Below are 18809 nucleotides of genomic sequence, written 5' to 3'. Positions count from 1 at the left end.
TCCGTCGACTGCCGAACCCACACGAGATTCAAATGCCTTCCTACGCCTTTCGTCTGCTGAACGTATTCGCCGAATCGACTTTCGGCGGCAACCCGCTTTGCGTATTCGACGATGCGCGCGGCATGGACGACGCGACCATGCGGGCGCTCGCGGTGCAGTTCAACCTGTCCGAAACGACCTTCGTGCTGCCGTCGGAGCGCGCCCATGCGCGGGTTCGCATTTTCACGCCGGGCCATGAGATGGCCTTTGCGGGTCATCCGACGCTCGGCACCGCGCATGTCGTGCGCGACCTGCAGCGTGCGGGCAATGCGCTCGCGCTCGAATTCAATGCCGGCGTGGTCGACGTGAGCGCGCATGACGACGTGTGGACGTTCACCGCGCCGCACGCAGGCATGCCGAAGACGGCGCCGTGCGAATTGTCCGACGCCCGGACGGCGACCTTGCTGGGGCTCGCGGAAGACGATCTGCTCACGTCGCCGATCTGGGTCGACACCGGCGCCGACCAGATGCTGGTCGCGCTCAAGGATCCCGCCGCCGTGCGCCGCGCGCAGCCCGACGGCGCCTGCCTCGATATCTGGCCGACCAGTAGCCTCGGCCGCAAGACCGCCTACGTCTTCGCGTTCGATGCCGAGCGCCCGGGGACGGTGGTATCACGCTACTTCTTCGTGAAGCAAGGCAGCGTCTCGGAAGACCCGGGCACCGGGTCGGCCTGCGCAAACCTGGGCGGGTGGCTGCTTGCGATGAAGCGTGACCTGCCGGCCGCGTTTCAGGTCGAACAGGGGGACGCTATCGGCCGGCCTTGTCGATTGCGGTTGTCGGTCAGTGCGAGCGGCGAGATCGGCGTGGGTGGGCGCGTGATCGAACTCGGGCGCGGCGTGGTCAACCTGTAGCGGAGACGATCCGGGCCGCGCCCCGGCTCATCGCGCCCCCACCCGCCACACCGTCACTTCGTGCAGCGTCTCGCCGGGCTTGAGCACCGTCGTCGGGAATGCCGGATGATTCGGCGAATCGGGAAAATGCTCGGCCTCCAGCGCGAACGCATCGGTTTGCCGATAGGCCGTCCCGCCCTTGCCCGCGACGCTGCCGTTCAATCCGTTGGCCGTGTAGAACTGCAGCCCCGGCTGCGTCGTGTACAACTCGAGAAAACGCCCCGACGCCGGGTCATAGGCGCGCGCGGCAAACGCCGGCGCCGGCTGGCCGCCCTGGTCGAGCACCCAGTTCTGGTCGTACCCATGTGCCATGACGAGCTGCGGATCCGCGTCGCGCAAATGCGCACCGATCGGCGTCAGCTGGCGCAGATCCATCGGCGTACCCGCCACGCTCGCCAATTGACCGGTCGGGATCGACGTCTCGTCGGTCGGCGTGAAGCGCGAGGCGGCGATCTCGATCAGTTGCCGCTCGACGCTGCCGCCGGCGTGCCCGGCCAGATTGAAGTAGCTGTGGTTGGTGAGGTTGACGACCGTATCCTTGTCGGTCGTGGCGCGATAGTCGATGCGGATCTGGTTGTCACGCGTCAGCGTGTAGGTCACGTCGGTCGTCAATGTGCCGGGAAAGCCGTTCTCGCCGTCAGGGCTCACGTAGCGCAGCGTGACGCTCGAACCGCTCGCGTCGCTGTGCGTGCCGGTGACCGTCCATACCTTCGCGTCGAAACTGCCGGGGCCGCCGTGCAGCGTGTTCGGCCCGTCGTTGACCGGCAGCGTCCACGTCCGGCCATCGAGCGGGAACCGCCCGCCGGCAATGCGGTTCGCATACCGGCCGATCAGTGCGCCGAAATGGATGTTGCCGTTGTACGCTTCGTAGTCGTGCAGCGAATCGAAGCCGAGCACGATGTCGGCAACGTGGCCGGCACGGTCCGGCACGTCGAGCGAGGTCACGATAGCGCCGTACGTGATGACTTTCAGCGTCACGCCGCGCTGGTTCGCCAGCGTGTACTGGCTCACCGGCTGCCCGGTCGCGGTCGTTCCGTCATCCGCGCGGCTGATCGAGACGTCGGGCGCCGCCGAGGCGAAGTCCGCGGACAGCGCGAGCGCCCCGACCGCCCAGATCGCGAGCAGCGGGCAGCGCGGCCAGATTCGTTTCATGGCAACCTCCGATACGGTGCAATCCCTGCGCGTGAGCAAGCGGCATGCCTGCTCGCGGCCACGTTTGCTATGCTGCGCGCATCGCCCGCCCGAGCCGATCGCCGCCATGAACGCCCTCGATCCCGATATCGCGCGCACGCTGCGCGCCGCCTGCGACGCCTGCTTCGGCACGACGGCCGTGTGGCCGCTCGTCGAGCGCGCGTACGGCGAGCCGCAGCGCTTCTATCACACGCTCGCCCATCTGGCGGAACTGTTCGCGCACCTCGCGCCGTATCGTGCGGACCCGCTGTGGCCGGCCATCGAGCTCGCCGTATGGGCGCACGATATCGTCTACGCGACGACACTGCCGGCGTATGCGGACAACGAAGCGCTCAGCGCGCAATGGCTCGCGCAGGTCACGCACGCGCATTGCGACGCAGCGTGGTTGCATGCGCATGCATCGCACGTGTCCGTGGCCCGCGACCTGGTGCTGGCGACGAAGTCGCACCGGCTGCCTGACAGGTTCGCCGTCGATCCGGAATTGCAGCGCGCCGCGCAAATTTTTCTCGACGCCGATCTCGCGATCCTCGCGGCCGCACCCGACCGGCTCCGTGAATACGACCGCGCGATCGCGCGCGAGTGGGCGCAGGATCCCGATGCGCCGTCGGCAGCCTTCCGCGCCGGCCGCAGGCAGGCGCTCGAGCATCTGCGCGCGCAGGCCCCGTTGTTTCGATCGGCGGAATTCGCGCCGCTCGAGCCGCACGCGCAACGCAATCTCGACATGCTGATCGGCTTTTACGCATAAGCACGCTGCGCTCAGCGTCTGCTGCGCATTCGAATGGGCGCGCGCCTGGCAGGTTCGATTGCCCGGGGCAACGGCCCACCCGCCATCACGGAAACCTGCCCGGCCCCGCATCACGACGCTCAGGTATTGTCCGCACGCCAGCGGCGAGGGCTGACGCCGGTCAGGCGCGTGAAAGTCCGCGAGAAGTGGCTCTGATCGGCAAAACCACACGCGTCGGCAATCATGCTCAACGGCAGGTTCGGATTGCGCATCCACTCCTTCGCCCGTTCGATACGCTGCACGATGAGCCAGCGATGCGGCGGCAGCCCGGTCGTCTGATGAAACGCCTTCACGAAATAGCTGCGAGACAGGCCGCATGCACGCGCCACGTCGGCCAGCCCGAGGTTGCCGTCGAGATGCTCGAGCAGCAATTCCTTCGCGCGGCGCGCCTGCGACGGCGTGAGTTTCCCGTACGTCTTTTCCCGTCGCTCGCTGACGCCGCCGTAACGGTGGGCCACGTGCGCCTGAAACGCGAGCCCGACGTGATCGATGAAGATCTGCGACGCCTCGCCCGGCCGCGCGAGCGCGGGCAGCAGCGACTGGCCGAGCGAATGGATGATCGGGTCGTGCGCGCTCAGATGAGGCGGCAGGTAAAGCCGCGGCCGCTGCCGGCCGCCGAGGTCGTCCACCGTTTCCTCGAGCAGCGGGCGCGGCATGTGGAAATGCATGCAGTCGAACGCGCCCTTCAGATCGGCCACCCAGTTGCGGTCGAGATCGTGAATCGTGACCGTGCCCGCGCCATACGGGACGAACGGCGCGCGGCGGCCGTCGAGCCACAGATCCTGTTCACCGAACGGGCGCAACTGCAGCACGATGAGATCAGAATGCTCGAGTTCGTAAGGCGCGGTGAGCCCGCTGTTGCGCCGCAGCGTCTTCAGCCGGACGATGCCGACCTGCCCCTTCGGCAACGCTTGCGCGACGATGGTTTGCCTGACATCGGCCGGGATGAAATCGGAAGAAGCGTTGTCCGGCTGGGGGGCAGTCATGAATGGAGGCGTGCAATGAACGACGACGCGCGTCAGTCTAGCAAAGCACGATGACGCGCGCTGCCCTCGCGCGGCACGCGCTGGTATGATGCGCCAGCCGCCCCTACCGGAACTCGCGATGAAGCTGTCATTCGAAGCGCTCGAAGCACTGGATGCGATCGACCGTACCGGCACGTTCGCCGAAGCCGCGGAACTGCTGCATCGCGTGCCGTCCGCCCTGACCTATCTGGTTCAAAAACTCGAGAGCGATCTCGGCGTCATGCTGTTCGACCGCAGCGGACGACGCGCGAAGCTCACGCACGCGGGTCGCATCGTCGTCGAGGAAGGCCGGCGGCTCCTGCATGCGGCCGAACAACTGGAGATGAAGGCGCAGCGCGCGCAGGAAGGCTGGGAAACCGAGGTCCGCATCTGTATCGACGAGATCCTGCCGTTCGATGCGATGTGGCCGTTCGTGCACCGGTTCTATGCGCTCGAGATGGACACGCGGCTGCGACTGTCGACCGAAGTGCTCGGCGGTGCCTGGGACGCGCTGATCTCGCGCCGCGCGGATCTCGTCGTCGGCGCCGCCGGCGCGCCGCCCGAACTGCCGAACATCATCGCGCGCCCGATCGGCGCGCTGAAACACGTGTTCGCCGTTGCGCCGACCCACCCGCTCGCCGCGCTTCCCGAGCCGCTGTCGATGGCAACGGTCGTCCAGTATCGCGGCGCGGTGATCAGCGATACGTCGCGCGAGTTGCCGCCGCAATCGGTTGCGATCGATGCAGGCCAGCCGACGCTCGCGGTGCCGACGCTCGCGGCCAAGCTCGATGCGCAATGCGAAGGGCTGGCGGTGGGCACGCTGCCTGAATGCCTCGCCGCCCGCGCGATCGCCGACGGCAAGCTCGTCGCCCGCCGTGTGACCGGCATGCGCGACACCACGCATTGCTATCTCGCGTGGCGCAGCGACGAGGCCGGCCGTGCACTCCTGTGGTGGGTCGAGCAACTCGATCGCCCCGACCTCGTCGATCGCCTCTTGCAGCTCACCTGATCGCGTTCGGCGCCGGCGAAGGTCACTGCCCCGCGTCAGACGATCGAATCGTGCACGCGTTTCATTTCCTTCTCGAGCCACGCGATCAGGCTGAATGACGCGTGTGCCTTCTCGACCGGCGGGATCATCATCCTTTCCTCGGCCGCGATGTGCTCGGTCACCGATTCGCACATCAACCTGCCGAGCTCCGGCTTCCTGCGGATCAGCGCCGACAGGTCGTCGCTGCGCAGTTGCAGGACGGTCATCGCGGTCACCGCATGCACGGTCGCATGCAGGCGCGTGCCGGCCAGCACGACCGATTGTCCGATCGCGTCTCCAGGCGCCATGCGCCGCACCTCGACGTCGCCCGCCGGGCCCGGCACGAATACGGCCGCGACGCCGGATTCGACGATCGTCAGCACGCGCGTATCCGAATTCGACGCATAGATCACGTCGCCCTGGCCGAACGAACGCGAGACCAGCGCATCGGCCAGCGCGGCGAGATCGTCACCGTCGACGTGCGCGAACAGGTCCACCGCACGCAACAGCAGCAACCGGCGCGATACGTCACGCCGATCGTGCCCGTCGTGCCCATCGCGCCCGTCCGCCGCCGCTGCCGGCACGGTGCTCGCGAGCGGCCGCCACGCGGTGCCTGCCGCGGCCAGATGCCGGTGCGCGAGATCGTACAGCGCGTTGCGCACGGCCGTCGTCTTCTGCAGCGCGTCGACGTAACCGAGGAGCTCGTAGCGGATCGCGTTGGTGCCGAATGCCTTCACGACGGCAACGGGCGCGGGGCGCGCGAGCACGTCGAGCGAACTGGCCGCCGCGCGCTCGAGCGCGCCGACCACGACCGCCGGCCGCACCGCGGGATCGACGTCGAGCGTGAGCGTCACGCCGTGCAGGCCGGACGGTTCGCTGAGGTTCACGATGGTGGCGCGGGCCGCGGCGCTGTTCGGCACGACCACCAGGTTGCCGAGGCTGTCGATCAGCTTCGTCGCCCGCCAGTTGCTCTCGACGATCCGCCCTTCGATCTCGCCGATCGCCACGGTGTCGTTCAGACGAAACGGCTGCGTGGTGTTCAGCACGAGCCCGGAGAATACGTCGTTCAGCGTGTTCTGCAGCGCGAGACCGAGGATCACCGCCACCGCGCCGGACGTCGCGACGACGCCGCTCAACGGCAGGCCGAGCACGTAGCCCAGCGCGGCGACCACGGCCGCGCCGAACACGACGCCCGCTGCGATGTCATGAAAGAGCCGCTGGCTGCGCCACGCGGGCGGCAACAGCAGATGATCGAGCAGCAGGCTGAAGACGATCGCGCATTGCAGCCACCACGCGATGCAGATGGCCTGGAGCGCGACGCGGTCGAGGCCCGCGGCAGACGCGGGAACGGCGAGCGGGCTCACGCCGTGCGCGAACAGCACGGCGGTCAGTGCGGCGAACGCCGCGCAGCGCCACGCGGCCCGCATCGCGCCGCGACCGCGCCCGAACAGACGCCAAGCGACGAGATCGGCCAGCACGATCGGCGCGCCGTAGAGCGCCGTGTCGGAAAGATTCAGCATGTCGAAACGAAGCGGAACGGAATGGAACGATGGCGACGGCAGCATGACGGTCGGGCCGGCGCCGCTGCGACGAGAGGCTGGGCGCGGGCGCGCCCGCGGCCACGCTATTCGTGCCGGCGTACCACGCCCGGCAACGCATAGCGGCCGGCCCCCGCGATCGCGATCGTGCCGAACAGGATCAGCAGCATCCACGCGAACTGCGCGTCGCGCAGCGACCAGTCGGGATGGACGAACACCAGCGCGACGAGCGTGATGATCATCACCGGCAACGCGGCCAGCCGCGGCCATACGCCGACGATCATGAAGACCGGGCACACGACTTCCGCGAAGATCGCGAACAGGATCGACAGCGTGCGGCCGAGATGAAACGGATCCTCGATGGCGGCGGCTTCCGACGTGTAGTGAAGGACTTTGGGCAAGCCGTGAACCACGAGCAGCAGCACGCTGGCGGTGACGCGCAGGAACAGCAGGCCGAGGTCGGTCGCGTGGCGGGAAAGGTCGGATTCGGGAAGTTTCATGCGGCGGTTCGTCCGGTTGAGCGGGCACGCGGCGGCGCGGGAGGCGCCGCTCGTGTCGCGACGCCCGCTTGGCGGATGGCGTCGCGATATCTCGGCGCGCGCACCGGATCGCCACGCAAGCGTGCGGGGTGGCCGCGCCTTACGCTCGCAATCTACGCGTGCCGCGCGCCTGTGTCCTTACGCCGCGCTGAAACGTTCTGAAGCGCGGCAGGCACCCCGCCGATCCACCGTCAGCCGTCGCGCGCCGGCAGCTCCGCCTCGGCCGCATCGAAGCCGAGCGCGTGCACTTCCGACCACGCGTCGTGCACCGCCTGCGTCGATCCGGCCGTATGCGCGAGCGCGGCCGCATACGCGGCGAGCAAGCGCACGCGCGCATCGGCGGCCTCTGCCGTGGTGTCGGCGTCGCGCATCGTATCGAGCGCCACGCGCGCCCGTTCGCTGCATTCGTCGACGAGCGACAGGTCGAACAGGCAAGGCACCGCCACCGCCGCGAGCGCGACGCCGAGCGCCGTATCGCCGTTCGCCGAGAATGCCCAGTCGAGCGCGGCACGCAGGTTGCCGAGCTCACGCCGTACCGCCTCGAGCCGCGTGGAGCCGCCTTGATCGCCGCCCTGCGCACCACCGCCATGCGCCGCTTGCCGGAACAACTCGAGGAAATAGCCGGCGTGCGCCCGCGCGGCCGCAGCGCCGTCGCCGTGCGCGTCGAGCTGCTGCTGCGCATACGCGCGCGTGGTCGTCAGCAACCGGTAGCGCGGCGCGCCGTGCGCGGTCTCGAGGATCAGCAGCGATTTCGACACGAGGCCCGCGATCGTATCGAGCAGGTCGGCGCCGGCCAGCCCGTTCGGGCCGACCACCGCGCGCACGGCCTCGATCGAGAAGCCGTCGCGGAACACGCCGAGCCATCGCAACAGCCGGCGCTCGGCATCGCCCAGCAGCCGGTCGCTCCAGTCGTACATCGCCTGCAAGGTCTGATGGCGCGGAAGCGCGGTGCGAAACCCGCCCGTCAGCAGCCGGAAATGATCGTCGAGATGAGCGGCCAGCACGTCGATGCCGAGCACGGCGGCCCGCGCCGCGGCCAGTTCGATCGCGAGCGGGAGGCCGTCGAGCCGGCGGCAGACCGACGCCATCAGCGACAGGCTGCGCGCATCGAGCGGAAAACGCGGATCGGCCGCGCGGGCGCGTGCGGCGAACAACTGCACGGCGCTCGCGCGCATCGCATCGTGTTCGGCCGCGCCTTCGTCCGGCACGTCGAGCGGCAGCACCGGGCACACGCGCTCGCCGTGGATGCGCAGCGATTCGCGGCTCGTCGCGAGCACGCACAGCCCGTCGTCCGCATCGGTCAGCGCGCTCGCGATCCGCGCCGCGGCATCGAGCAGGTGCTCGCAATTGTCGAGCACGAGCAGCATCCGGCGGCGTGCGACCGCGGCGAGCACCGCTTCGAGGGTCAGCGCGCCGGTCGGCTGCGCGATGCCGAACGCGCCCGCGAGCGCATCCGGCACGAAGCGCGGGCACGCGACCGTCGCGAGCGACACGAACACGGTGCCTTCAGGAAAACGCGCATCCGCGCGCGCGGCCGCTTCGATCGCGACGCGCGTCTTGCCGATGCCGCCCGCGCCGACCAGCGTCACGATGCGTGCGTCCTGCAACGCGGCCAGCACCTCGTCGACCATGCGTTCGCGGCCGAACAGCGCGCCGGGCGCGATGGACGGCCGCGACATCGCGGGGCGCACGGGCGCACCGTCGTCGTCAGGTTGCTCGATGACGAGCCGATAGCCGCGGCCCGGCACCGTCACGATCAGGTTCCGGTCGTCGGCCAGCGCCTTGCGCAGCGACGCGATATGCACCTGCAGGTTGTTTTCTTCCACCACGGTGTGCGGCCACACGCGCTGCATGATTTCGTCTTTCGATACCAGTGCGCCGTTCGCCCGAATCAACAGCTCGAGAATCTCGAATGCGCGGCTACCGATGCGCAACAGCTTGCCGTTCGAACGAATTTCACGTCTGTCGAGAAAAACGTGAAGTGTTCCAATTCGGATCATCGCATTTTCTTGATGGTGACATTCAACGGCGCACGATTTAAACCCGTTCACCGCTTTCGCGTCAATGCTACGGTATTTGCGTAGCAGAATGATTCAAATTATCAGAATGAAGCGATCGAATTTTTTGAAATGACGAAAAACGCCGTGACGATGTGCCGCACGCGCGTGGCCGCACGCACCGCCATGCGGCAGGAACAGCACGGCAGCGCACGATTCACGTGCGAATTGCCGATTCGTTTGTAAATGTGATTTCCATATATCAGACGATACGACTGCCGGTTCTGAAAAAATCGACGTATTTTCCTTTTTTTGATTCGCCGGTCGATCGAAGGCGTGCAGGCACCGCGTGTTGCGCCGGTCGCTCACCGCTCTGCACCGATGGCGGAACGATTCCCGCTTCGAGGGGGCGTGCGATCGGGCCTGGGCGAACAGCGGCCATTCGGCGCGCGGTATCGGCGAGCGTGTCGCAGTCGCCTCCGTTCCGCGGTTGGCGGCTTCACGATGTATCGCGCCGGTCGCAACCGGCTCAGCGCCGCGCTGCCGGCGTCATGGCCGGGACTGTCGCGCGGCGAATACGTCGAGCGCCGACGCCAGGATCATTTCGCGGCAGTTCGCCGGCCGTTTCGCGCCGCGCCACTGGGGCTTGTAGATCGCATCGCCGACCCGGATCGTCCCGCCGGTGAGCGCGCATCGCCCGAGCCCGCGCGCCTTCGCGCTGATCCAGCGCTGCTCGTCGTAGCGGCAGTGCGTCGGGTCGCTCCACGACACCAGCATCGACGAATCGGTCTGCCGCTCGGCGGTGACGATCGCGCTGCGGCGGCGTATGTCGCCGCTCGACGGCGTCGGCGCCTCGCCGCGATGGCCGCGGCGCGGGCCGTCCGCCGGTCGCGCGCGCGGCATCGGCATCGACCGGACGGCCGCCCCGGAAGGCGGCCCGAGCGACGTGATCATGTGCTCCCAGCGATTGAAGGCATCCATGGCGGCATATCCAGGCGAGTGACGGACGGTGCGGGCGGATCCGTGCGCGCGACGCGAAACGTGCGCGGATGATCCGATGTCGACGATAGTCGCCGCGCGCTGAAGAGTCCCGGTCGCGCGCTTAATTCTTCTGCAGCCCGGCGGACTTCCCTCCGCGACGCGGCGCGTTCAAGAAAATTCAGCCGGATTTCAGTACGGCGCACGTTGCACCGCGATACGCTCCCGACGGCATTCGTTCGTCCGCGCCGCACGAATCGGCGCGCGACGACGCGAGCAAACCGGCTGCCGGCGGGATGGCCGCGGCCGGTCGTCACCGATCCACCATCCCGCGCGGCATCGTTGCGCCGCATATTTCAGGAGTCCAGATGCACCCAGAACAGACCGACGCCGTTTCGTCGGCGCGCCGCCGCGACATGCTGCTTGCCGGCGCGACGGCCGTCGCGGCCGCCGCGCTGCCCGCGATGGCGGCCGCGGCCGGCACCCCCGCCCGCAGCGCCGCTTCAGCCCACCCAGGAGCCCATTCGATGAACACGATCACCACCCAGGACGGCACGCAGATCTACTTCAAGGACTGGGGCACCGGCCGCCCGGTCGTGTTCTCGCACGGCTGGCCGCTGTGTGCGGACGCGTGGGACGCGCAGATGCTGTTCCTCGTGCAGCACGGCTATCGCGTGATCGCGCACGACCGTCGTGGCCACGGCCGTTCGAGCCAGCCGTCGCGCGGCAACGACATGAACACGTACGCGGACGATCTGGCCGCCCTGCTCGACGCACTGGACGTGCGCGAAGCCACGCTCGTCGGCCACTCGACGGGCGGCGGCGAAGTGGCGCGCTACATCGGCCGCCACGGTACGAAGCGCGTGGCGAAGGCCGTGCTGATCGGCGCGGTGCCGCCGCAGATGGTGAAGTCGCCGACCAACCCCGGCGGCCTGCCGATGGACGTGTTCGACGGCATCCGCAGGAACGTCGCCGAGAACCGTTCGCAGTTCTACAAGGATCTCGCGGTGCCGTTCTTCGGGTTCAACCGCCCGAACGCCAAGCCGTCGCAGGGCACGATCGACGCGTTCTGGTCGCAAGGCATGATGGGCGGCATTCACGGCCAGTATCTGTGCGTGAAGGAGTTTTCCGAAGTCGACTACACGGACGATCTCAAGAAGATCGACGTGCCGACGCTCGTGCTGCACGGCGATGACGACCAGATCGTGCCGATCGACGATTCGGCCCGGCTGTCGTCGAAGATCGTCAAGCACGCGCAGTTGAAGGTGATCGAAGGCGGGTCGCACGGCATGTGCGTCGTGAACGCCGATCGCATCAACGCCGAGCTGCTCGCGTTCCTGCAGGCGTAAGCGCGCCGTCTGCCGTCGCGGTGCGCATACCGCTTCGGCAGACGTGCCGTTCAGGATTCTTCAGAAAAATTCAGCCGCGGCGCGACGCGCCGCAGGCGGACGCGCGATGAATCCATCGAGCGGCCCGCACCTGCGTCACGCGCTCGCGAGCCGATGCGCATCCTCTCCGAGAAACCGGTGCACGAAGGTCACCGCCATCGCGCCTTCGCCGACCGCCGACGCGACGCGCTTGACCGATCCCGATCGCACGTCACCGGCCGCGAACGATCCCGGCACGCTGGTTTCCAGGTGGTACGGCCGTCGCTCGAGCGGCCACACGCGTTCGAACGCCGGACAGTCGTACAGGTCGCCGCCGGTGACGAGATAACCGTCCGGATTGCGGATGATGTCGGTGTCCTTCGCCCAGTCGGTATTCGGCGCGCCGCCGATGCACACGAACAGGCGCGTGGCCGGCAGCCGTTCGCGCGTGCCGTCCGCCGAGCGAAGCTCGATCGCGTCGAGCCAGCCGTCGCCGTGCAGCGCGGCGACACTCGACCGGTAGCGGACCTCGATGTTCGGCGTGCGCTCGATCCGGTCGATCAGGTAGCGCGACAGCGTGTCCGCGAGCGACGCACCGCGCACGAGCATCGTCACCTGGCGCGCGTGCCGCGAGAAATTCATCGCGGCCTGGCCGGCCGAATTGCCGCCGCCGACGATGAATACCTGCTCGCCCGCGCACATCGGCGCTTCGCTCGACCCCGCGCCGTAAAACAGCCCCGCATTCAGAAACGCGGGCTCCTCCGGTAGCCCGAGGCTCCGATATTCGATGCCGGTCGCGCAGATGTTCGCGCGCGCGACCAGGATCGACCCGTCGGCGAGCTCGACGCGGATCTTGCCGTCGACGAACGTCGCATGCACGCCCTCGCGCATCGTCAGCAGTTCGACGCCGAACTTCACCGCCTGCTCGCGCGCGCGTTCCGCGAGCGCCGCGCCGGGGATGCCGTCGGGGAAGCCCATGTAGTTCTCGATCAGCGAACTCGTGCCGGCCTGCCCGCCTATCGCGCCGCGCTCGATCACGACCGCGCGCAGCCCTTCGGACGCCGCGTAGACCGCCGCCGACAGCCCGGCCGGCCCCGCACCGTAGATCGACACGTCGTATTCGACGAAGCGCGGGCGCGCGACCCAGCCGAGCCGCGCGGCGATCTCGGCCAGGGTCGGCTGGTACAGGCGCGAGCCGTCCGGAAAGATCACGACCGGCAGCCGGATGTCGCGCAGCGGCGCGATGCCGAGCACCTGCGCGCAGTCGGCGTCGGAGGTCAGCTCGCACCAGTCGTACGCAATCATGCGCCGCTGCAGGAAATCGCGGATCGCGTACGCGTCCCTGCTGCGCGGCAGACCGACGATCCGCACGTGTTGCGGTTGATCCATGAGCGCCTCCCGATGATGTCGATGTCGGATGCGGTTCGGCCGGTGCCGCGGCGTGGCCGGACGCATTCGCGACTGTACGCCGCCGCCGCGGGCCGCGCGGGCCGCTTCATGACAATTAAGGTCCGGCCCCGACGCGACGCTGCACAATGCCGCGTATCCCTCCCGCTTGCGGCCGCATGCCGGCCGTGCCGCGAGCGTCGCTCCCGCGCCGGCATCGGAGCGCAAGATGGCCAACGCCTGTACGCATCTCGACGAAGCACGCGTGTTCGACACCGACAAGGACGACTGTGAGGAATGCGTCAGATCGGGCAGCGGCTGGGTGCATCTGCGAATGTGCCTGACCTGCGGGCACGTCGGTTGCTGCGACTCGTCGCCGAATCGCCATGCGAGCCGGCATTTCCGTGACACCGGCCATCGGCTCGTCCGCTCGATCGAGCCCGGCGAGCGCTGGATCTGGTGCTACGCGGACGAAGTCGTCGCCGGCGAGATTCCGTCTTGACGCGACGCGCGGGGCCGCAGCGACACGGCGCGCCTGTCATCGGCGCCGCGCGCCGCACCCGGTCGATCCGGGGCCGGACACCGTTCAGAACGTTTCAGCGCCGCTTCAGGCCACGATCGCGGCCGCTGCGTAGACTGCGTTCATGAGCTGCCGCGCAGGACGGCGCTCGGCGCCCGTTATCGACTGCTGGAGTGACAACTTGATTCCCGTCGCCAATCACCGCCGCGCCGCAAGACGGTCGCGGCCGCACCGCACGGCCACGCACGGCCGATGCGCATCGTCCGGTGTTGCCGCGCATCGCATCACGTGCGCCGCACCGCTTCGCCTGGAGCGCGCATGAAGCACAAACGACTCTGGATCGGCGCGGCCGGCATCGCGATCGCGGGCGTCGCGGTCGCGATCGGCATCATGGTGCGGCCGTCGATCGCGCCGATCGATCCGCCCGCCCCCGCTTCGTTCGATCCGCAGCTGGTGCGCGCCGGCGCGCGCGTCGTTGCACTCGGCGACTGCGTCGTGTGCCATACCGCGAAGGACGGCAGGCCGTTCGCCGGCGGCCTGCCGCTCGCGACGCCGTTCGGCACGATCTATGCGACCAACATCACGCCGGATCCGGAGACCGGCATCGGACGCTGGTCGCGCGACGCGTTCGCCCGTGCGCTGCGCACCGGCATCGGGCGCAACGGCCAGCCGCTGTACCCGGCGTTTCCGTACATTCATTTCACGAAGATGTCGGACGACGACATCGCCGCCGCGTATGCGTACCTGATGACCCGCACGCCGGTTCGCGCGACGACACCGGCCAACGACCTGGTGTTTCCGCTGAACTTCCGGCCGCTGGTCGCGTTCTGGAACGTGCTGTTCCTGCGCGAAGGCGCGTATCGACCCGACCCCGCGCAGTCCGCGCAATGGAACCGCGGCCGGATGCTCGTCGACGGGCTCGGCCATTGCGCGTCGTGCCATTCGCCGCTGAACGCGATCGGCGGCGAGCAGCGTGGCCGTGCATTCGACGGCGGCATCGTCGACGGCTGGGAAGCGCCGCCGCTCAATACGCTCGGCCGTGCCGCACGGCCGTGGACGCAGGCGCAGCTCGTCACGTACCTGCGCACCGGCCGCGCGAGCGAGCACGGCGCGGCGGCCGGGCCGATGTTGCCGGTCACGCGCGATCTCGCGACGGTGCCGGTGGAGGACGTGGAAGCGATCGCCGCATACATCCTGTCGATCCAGAAGCCGGCGAACGGGCATGCGACCGCGGTCGCCGCACCGGCCGAACGCGCCGCGACGACGCCCGCCGCGTAGCGCGGCGCGGTGCTGTTCCAGGCATCGTGCGCGCAGTGCCACGGGCCGGGCGCGCCGATGCAGTCGATCGGCGAGCGGCCGACGCTTTCGTTCAGCACAGCCGTGAACGCCGATACGCCACGCAATGCGATCCAGATGATGTTCAACGGCATCGGCTGGCACGGCGAAGACACATTGAACTACATGCCGTCGTTCATCGACCAGTACGACGACGCGCAGATCGCCGATCTCGCCGCGTACGTGCGCGCGACCTACACCGATCGCCCCGCATGGTCCGGCGTCGACGCGATGGCCGCGACGCTCAGAAAAGAGGACACCGCCCGATGATTACCCTCACCGTCAACGGCGTGCGGCACACGCTGGACATCGATCCGTCCACGCCGCTGCTGTACGCGCTGCGCAACGACCTGCACCTGCACGGCGCGAAGTTCGGCTGCGGCCTCGGCCAATGCGGCGCGTGCACGGTGATCGTCGACGGCAAGCCGACCTTCTCGTGCCTGATGCCGGTGGCCGCGGTCGGCGCGCGCAGCGTGCGCACCATCGAGAGTCTCGGCGCCGCCGAGCATCCGGGCCCGCTGCAGCGCGCGTTCGTCGAGCATCAGGCCGCGCAGTGCGGCTACTGCATCGCGGGGATGATCATGCGCGCGCAGGCGCTGCTCGAGCGCAACCCGAAGCCGACCGAACAGGAACTGCGTACGCACATGGAGCCGAACCTGTGCCGCTGCGGCACGCACATGCGGATCCTCGCGGCCGTGCGCTCGGTCGCCGGGCTGCCGCCCCCCGAACCGGCTTCCGCTCCCGTCACGATCAGCAAGGGGCTGTAATGAATTCCCACGACGATATCGACGAAGGCCGCCGGCACTTCATCGTCTCCGGCGCGCTGTTCGTCGCGTTCACGCTCGCGCCGGCCGCGCGCGCGGCCGCACAGCTCGTGATCGCGGACGAAGGGGCCGCCGTGCATGTGGCAAAAACCACCCAGACGCTCGCGGGCAGCCTGAAGACTAATCCCTTGCTCGACGCGTGGATCAAGATCGCGCCGGACGGCAAGGTCACCGTATTTACCGGCAAGGTCGAGCTCGGCACCGGCGTGCGCACCGCGCTGCTGCAGGTGGCCGCCGAGGAACTCGACATGACGCCGTCGCTGATCACCTTCCTGACGGCCGACACCGGCGCATCGCCCGACGAGGGGTTGACCGCCGGCAGCCACACGATGGCCGACAGCGGTTCCGCGCTGCTGAACGCGGCCGCGCAAGTGCGCGCGCTGCTGGTGGAAGGCGCGGCGAAGCGCTTCGGCGTCGACGCGCGCACGCTGACGACCGCCGACGCAGTCATCAAGGCGCCCGACGGCCGCACGATGACCTACGGCGACGCGATCCGCACCGTCGACCTGCATCGCAACGCCGCGCCCGCGTCGCCGCTGAAGAGCCCGGCGACGTTCACGGTGATCGGCACGTCGCTGCCGCGCGTCGACATCCCGAACAAGGTAACGGGCGGCGTCAGCTACGTGCAGGACATGCAATTGCCCGGCATGCTGCACGCACGCGTCGCGATGCCGCCGGTGTACGACGCGAAGCTGCTGTCGTTCGATGAAGCGGCGATCCTGAAGCTGCCGGGCGTCGTGCGGATCGTGCGCAACGGCAGCATGCTCGCGGTGGTCGCGCACGGCGAATGGCAGGCGGTGGTCGCCCAGCGCGCGCTGGCCGCCGCGTGCCGCTGGTCGCCCGGCCGCACGCTGCCCGATCGCGCCACCGTTCACGCCGACCTGAAGCGGATCTCGACGCAGCGCATCGAGATCGCGAACACGCACACGGCCACCGCGCCGGCCGTGAAAACGCTGAACGCGACGTTCCTGAAGAACTACCTGCTGCACGGCTCGATCGGGCCGTCGTGCGCGGTCGCGCACCTCGAGAACGGGACGATGACGGTGTGGACCCATTCGCAAGGCGTCTACCCGCTTCGTGACGCGCTGGCCGAGATGCTGTCGATGCCGAAGGCGAGCGTGCGCTGCATTCACACCGAAGGGTCCGGCTGCTACGGACACAACGCGGCGGACGACGCAGCCGCGCACGCGGCGCTGATCGCCGCCGCGATGCCCGGCAAACCGATTCGCGTGCAGTGGATGCGCGAGCAGGAACACACGTGGGATCACTTCACGCCGGCGATGGTGACCGAGGTCAGCGCTTCGCTCGACGCGAGCGGCCACATCGTCGACTGGAACTACGCGCTGTGGAGCAGTTCGCACAACGAGCGGATCGTCAACGCCGGCCGGCTGCTGCCGGCGCGGATGCTGGAGCCGCCGTTCGTGCCCGCGCCGTCGACGCCGATGCTGCAACCGGAAGGCGGCGCCGATCGCAACGCGATTCCGCTGTACGCGCTGCCGAACCAGCACATCGTGAACAATTTCTCGCCGACGATGCCGCTGCAGACGTCCGCGATGCGCTCGCTCGGCGCACACACCAACGTGTGGGCGATCGAAAGCTTCATGGACGAACTCGCGCACGCGGCCGGCATCGATCCGGTCGAATTCCGGCTGCGTCACATGGAAGACCATCGCGCGCTTCAGGTGATCAAACTCGCCGCGCAGCACTTCGGCTGGCCGCGGCCGCCGCGTGCGCGCAACCGCGGCGTCGGCTTCGCGTTCGGCAAGTACAAGAACCTGATGGCGTACGTCGCGATCGCGGTCGAGGTGTCGGTCGTGCCGGAAACCGGCCAGGTGACGCTCGAGCACGCGGAAGCCGCCGTGGACGCGGGGCAGGTCGTGTCGCCGGACGGGATCCGCAACCAGATCGAGGGCGGCATCGTGCAGGCCGCGAGCTGGACGCTGTACGAGGCGCTGAAGTACGACACCGAACGGATTCGCAGCTTCGACTGGAGCAGCTACCCGATCCTGCGCTTCTCGGCCGCCCCGCGGAGCGTGAAGGTCCATTTGATCAATCGCCCGGGCGCGCCGTTCCTCGGTGCGGCCGAGGCGTCGATGGGGCCGACCGCCGGCGCGCTCGCCAACGCGATCTTCGACGCGACCGGCCAGCGCATGCGCGAAATGCCGTTCGCCGGCGACGCGCTGAGACAACGCATCGACGCATAGTCATTCGGTCGCGCCCGCTACGCGCGACCGACACACCCGACAAGACGGACGGCGCCGGCATGCACCGGCGCCGCAACCCAACAGGACTGGAGCCTTCCCGACGATGGATACCTTGCTTTCGATGCGCGTGTTCACGCGCATCGTCGAAACCGGCAGCTTCACGCGCGCATCCGACACGACCGGCCTCACGACGCCGCGCGTGTCCGCGCTGCTCAGCGCGCTCGAACAGCACCTCGGCTGCCGGCTGCTGAACCGCACGACGCGCCGCATCTCGCTGACCGAGGACGGCCAGGCGTACTACGAACGTTCCGTCGCGGTGCTGCGCGAAATCGACGACATGGAGGCGTCGGTCTCGCAGGCGCGCAACGTGCCGCGCGGCCGGCTGAAGGTGAACCTGCCGCCGGCGATGGCCAAGCAGGTCGTGGTGCCCGCGCTGCCCGCATTCCTCGACGCCCATCCCGGCATCATGATCGAGCTCGGCGTGACCGACCGGCAGATCGATCTCGTCGGCGAAGGCGTCGACTGCGTGGTGCGCATCGGCGCGCTCGACGACTCGGGGATGATCGCGCGGCGCATCGGCAGCCTGACCACCTGCACGTGCGCGTCGCCCGCGTACCTGGCACGGTGCGGCGAGCCGGAGACCGTCGACGATCTCGCGCAGCACGTGGCGGTCAGCCACATCTCGGCCGATACCGGGCGCCCCCGCGTGTGGGACTACGTCGTCGACGGCGAGCCGCGCGTCGTGCAGATGTGCGGCACGGTCGCCGTCAACGATGCGGACAACTACATCGAGTGCGGCATCGCGGGCATCGGCCTGATCAAGACGTCGCTGTACCTCGTCGAGCCCTATCTGAAATCGGGCCGGCTGCGCGAAGTGCTGACCGATTTCAACGCGCCGGCCCGGCCAATCTCGGTGCTGTATCCGCCCAATCGCCACGTGCCCGTCAAGCTCAAGGTGTTCGTCGACTGGCTCGCGGGCCTGTTCGAGCAGATTCCGACGCTGCAGGGCAAGCGCGGCTGATCGGGAGCGGCGCCTTTGCGTGCCGCGCAATGCTCGATTGCGCGGCGGCCCGGTTCCGGTTTTATCGACCGGTCAATAGTATGGGCGGCAACGCGGTGCACCGTATCGCGCCCCCGGCGAACTCCATGCAGGCGCGGCGACACGGGGACCCACCTCTCTCTTCTC

General features: G+C 68.7%; 15 protein-coding genes and 1 pseudogene. 9 read left to right on the top strand and 7 right to left on the bottom strand.

The features are described from left to right. The first annotated feature begins 32 nt into the window (after positions 1-32). Entirely contained in the window at positions 33-890 is an 858-nt protein-coding gene (locus CFB41_RS36595) for a PhzF family phenazine biosynthesis protein (RefSeq protein WP_089460066.1), read from the top strand. Positions 891-917: 27 nt separating this feature from the next. Here the strand turns inward: CFB41_RS36595 and CFB41_RS36590 are convergent, their stop codons facing one another. Then, positions 918-2081, bottom strand: coding sequence for an aldose epimerase family protein (locus CFB41_RS36590; protein WP_089460065.1), 1164 nt, complete (start codon positions 2079-2081; stop codon positions 918-920). 106 nt (positions 2082-2187) lie between these two features. Here CFB41_RS36590 and CFB41_RS36585 point away from each other — a divergent pair, with 106 nt between their 5' ends. Beyond that, the gene (locus CFB41_RS36585; protein ID WP_089460064.1) at positions 2188-2865 is read left to right on the top strand and encodes a hypothetical protein; all 678 of its coding nucleotides are present in this window, start codon (positions 2188-2190) and stop codon (positions 2863-2865) included. 119 nt (positions 2866-2984) lie between these two features. Here CFB41_RS36585 and CFB41_RS36580 read toward each other — a convergent pair whose 3' ends face one another. Next, positions 2985-3890, bottom strand: coding sequence for an AraC family transcriptional regulator (locus CFB41_RS36580; protein ID WP_089460063.1), 906 nt, complete (start codon positions 3888-3890; stop codon positions 2985-2987). A gap of 118 nt (positions 3891-4008) precedes the next feature. Between CFB41_RS36580 and CFB41_RS36575 the strand changes: the two genes are divergently transcribed. Next, positions 4009-4917, top strand: coding sequence for a LysR family transcriptional regulator (locus tag CFB41_RS36575; RefSeq protein WP_089460062.1), 909 nt, complete (start codon positions 4009-4011; stop codon positions 4915-4917). 35 nt (positions 4918-4952) lie between these two features. Here CFB41_RS36575 and CFB41_RS36570 read toward each other — a convergent pair whose 3' ends face one another. From CFB41_RS36570 to CFB41_RS36555, 4 genes are all read right to left on the bottom strand, one after another. Then, on the bottom strand, positions 4953-6455 hold the full coding sequence (locus CFB41_RS36570; protein WP_089460155.1) for a mechanosensitive ion channel family protein: 1503 nt from the start codon (positions 6453-6455) through the stop codon (positions 4953-4955). 104 nt (positions 6456-6559) lie between these two features. Beyond that, positions 6560-6973 carry a DoxX family protein gene (locus tag CFB41_RS36565; protein WP_089444092.1) on the bottom strand — a complete coding sequence of 138 codons (414 nt, stop codon included), beginning with the start codon at positions 6971-6973 and terminating at the stop codon, positions 6560-6562. 230 nt (positions 6974-7203) lie between these two features. Then, positions 7204-9012, bottom strand: a complete 1809-nt coding sequence (locus CFB41_RS36560) for a winged helix-turn-helix domain-containing protein (RefSeq protein ID WP_089460061.1) — start codon at positions 9010-9012, stop codon at positions 7204-7206. A 546-nt stretch (positions 9013-9558) separates the two neighbouring features. After that, a complete protein-coding gene (locus tag CFB41_RS36555) occupies positions 9559-9990 on the bottom strand; it encodes a DUF3331 domain-containing protein (protein WP_089460060.1) in 432 nt (143 codons plus the stop codon). 365 nt (positions 9991-10355) lie between these two features. Here CFB41_RS36555 and CFB41_RS36550 point away from each other — a divergent pair, with 365 nt between their 5' ends. Continuing rightward, positions 10356-11336 carry an alpha/beta fold hydrolase gene (locus CFB41_RS36550; protein WP_089460059.1) on the top strand — a complete coding sequence of 327 codons (981 nt, stop codon included), beginning with the start codon at positions 10356-10358 and terminating at the stop codon, positions 11334-11336. Positions 11337-11471: 135 nt separating this feature from the next. Here CFB41_RS36550 and CFB41_RS36545 read toward each other — a convergent pair whose 3' ends face one another. Continuing rightward, complete coding sequence (locus tag CFB41_RS36545; RefSeq protein ID WP_089444085.1) at positions 11472-12743, bottom strand: NAD(P)/FAD-dependent oxidoreductase; 1272 nt, start codon at positions 12741-12743, stop codon at positions 11472-11474. 226 nt (positions 12744-12969) lie between these two features. On the opposite strand from CFB41_RS36545, the gene CFB41_RS36540 reads away from it, so the two are divergent. The 5 genes and pseudogenes from CFB41_RS36540 (at position 12970) to CFB41_RS36520 (ending at position 18644) form a co-directional block, all read left to right on the top strand. Beyond that, on the top strand, positions 12970-13242 hold the full coding sequence (locus tag CFB41_RS36540) for a UBP-type zinc finger domain-containing protein (RefSeq protein WP_089444084.1): 273 nt from the start codon (positions 12970-12972) through the stop codon (positions 13240-13242). Positions 13243-13578: 336 nt separating this feature from the next. Further along, a pseudogene (locus CFB41_RS36535) lies at positions 13579-14865 on the top strand (cytochrome c). Then, positions 14862-15362 carry a (2Fe-2S)-binding protein gene (locus tag CFB41_RS36530; RefSeq protein WP_089460058.1) on the top strand — a complete coding sequence of 167 codons (501 nt, stop codon included), beginning with the start codon at positions 14862-14864 and terminating at the stop codon, positions 15360-15362. The pseudogene CFB41_RS36535 and the gene CFB41_RS36530 overlap by 4 nt, the downstream one beginning before the upstream one ends. Then, positions 15362-17623 carry a molybdopterin cofactor-binding domain-containing protein gene (locus tag CFB41_RS36525; RefSeq protein ID WP_089460057.1) on the top strand — a complete coding sequence of 754 codons (2262 nt, stop codon included), beginning with the start codon at positions 15362-15364 and terminating at the stop codon, positions 17621-17623. Before CFB41_RS36530 ends, CFB41_RS36525 begins: the two co-directional genes overlap by 1 nt. Before the next feature lie 103 nt (positions 17624-17726). Continuing rightward, the gene (locus tag CFB41_RS36520) at positions 17727-18644 is read left to right on the top strand and encodes a LysR family transcriptional regulator (RefSeq protein ID WP_089444081.1); all 918 of its coding nucleotides are present in this window, start codon (positions 17727-17729) and stop codon (positions 18642-18644) included. Positions 18645-18809: the final 165 nt, after the last annotated feature.

The organism is Burkholderia sp. AU33803, assembly GCF_002223095.1.
GTDB lineage: Bacteria > Pseudomonadota > Gammaproteobacteria > Burkholderiales > Burkholderiaceae > Burkholderia.
This window is presented reverse-complemented; position numbering and strand designations above follow the sequence as displayed.

Excerpts from the sequence above, each read along its gene's own strand:
- CFB41_RS36595 (WP_089460066.1), top strand. The coding sequence starts at position 33 with ATGCCTTCCTACGCCTTTCGTCTGCTGAACGTATTCGCCGAATCGACT.
- CFB41_RS36590 (WP_089460065.1), bottom strand. The coding sequence starts at position 2,081 with ATGAAACGAATCTGGCCGCGCTGCCCGCTGCTCGCGATCTGGGCGGTC.
- CFB41_RS36585 (WP_089460064.1), top strand. The coding sequence starts at position 2,188 with ATGAACGCCCTCGATCCCGATATCGCGCGCACGCTGCGCGCCGCCTGC.
- CFB41_RS36580 (WP_089460063.1), bottom strand. The coding sequence starts at position 3,890 with ATGACTGCCCCCCAGCCGGACAACGCTTCTTCCGATTTCATCCCGGCC.
- CFB41_RS36575 (WP_089460062.1), top strand. The coding sequence starts at position 4,009 with ATGAAGCTGTCATTCGAAGCGCTCGAAGCACTGGATGCGATCGACCGT.
- CFB41_RS36570 (WP_089460155.1), bottom strand. The coding sequence starts at position 6,455 with ATGCTGAATCTTTCCGACACGGCGCTCTACGGCGCGCCGATCGTGCTG.
- CFB41_RS36565 (WP_089444092.1), bottom strand. The coding sequence starts at position 6,973 with ATGAAACTTCCCGAATCCGACCTTTCCCGCCACGCGACCGACCTCGGC.
- CFB41_RS36560 (WP_089460061.1), bottom strand. The coding sequence starts at position 9,012 with ATGATCCGAATTGGAACACTTCACGTTTTTCTCGACAGACGTGAAATT.
- CFB41_RS36555 (WP_089460060.1), bottom strand. The coding sequence starts at position 9,990 with ATGGATGCCTTCAATCGCTGGGAGCACATGATCACGTCGCTCGGGCCG.
- CFB41_RS36550 (WP_089460059.1), top strand. The coding sequence starts at position 10,356 with ATGCACCCAGAACAGACCGACGCCGTTTCGTCGGCGCGCCGCCGCGAC.
- CFB41_RS36545 (WP_089444085.1), bottom strand. The coding sequence starts at position 12,743 with ATGGATCAACCGCAACACGTGCGGATCGTCGGTCTGCCGCGCAGCAGG.
- CFB41_RS36540 (WP_089444084.1), top strand. The coding sequence starts at position 12,970 with ATGGCCAACGCCTGTACGCATCTCGACGAAGCACGCGTGTTCGACACC.
- CFB41_RS36530 (WP_089460058.1), top strand. The coding sequence starts at position 14,862 with ATGATTACCCTCACCGTCAACGGCGTGCGGCACACGCTGGACATCGAT.
- CFB41_RS36525 (WP_089460057.1), top strand. The coding sequence starts at position 15,362 with ATGAATTCCCACGACGATATCGACGAAGGCCGCCGGCACTTCATCGTC.
- CFB41_RS36520 (WP_089444081.1), top strand. The coding sequence starts at position 17,727 with ATGGATACCTTGCTTTCGATGCGCGTGTTCACGCGCATCGTCGAAACC.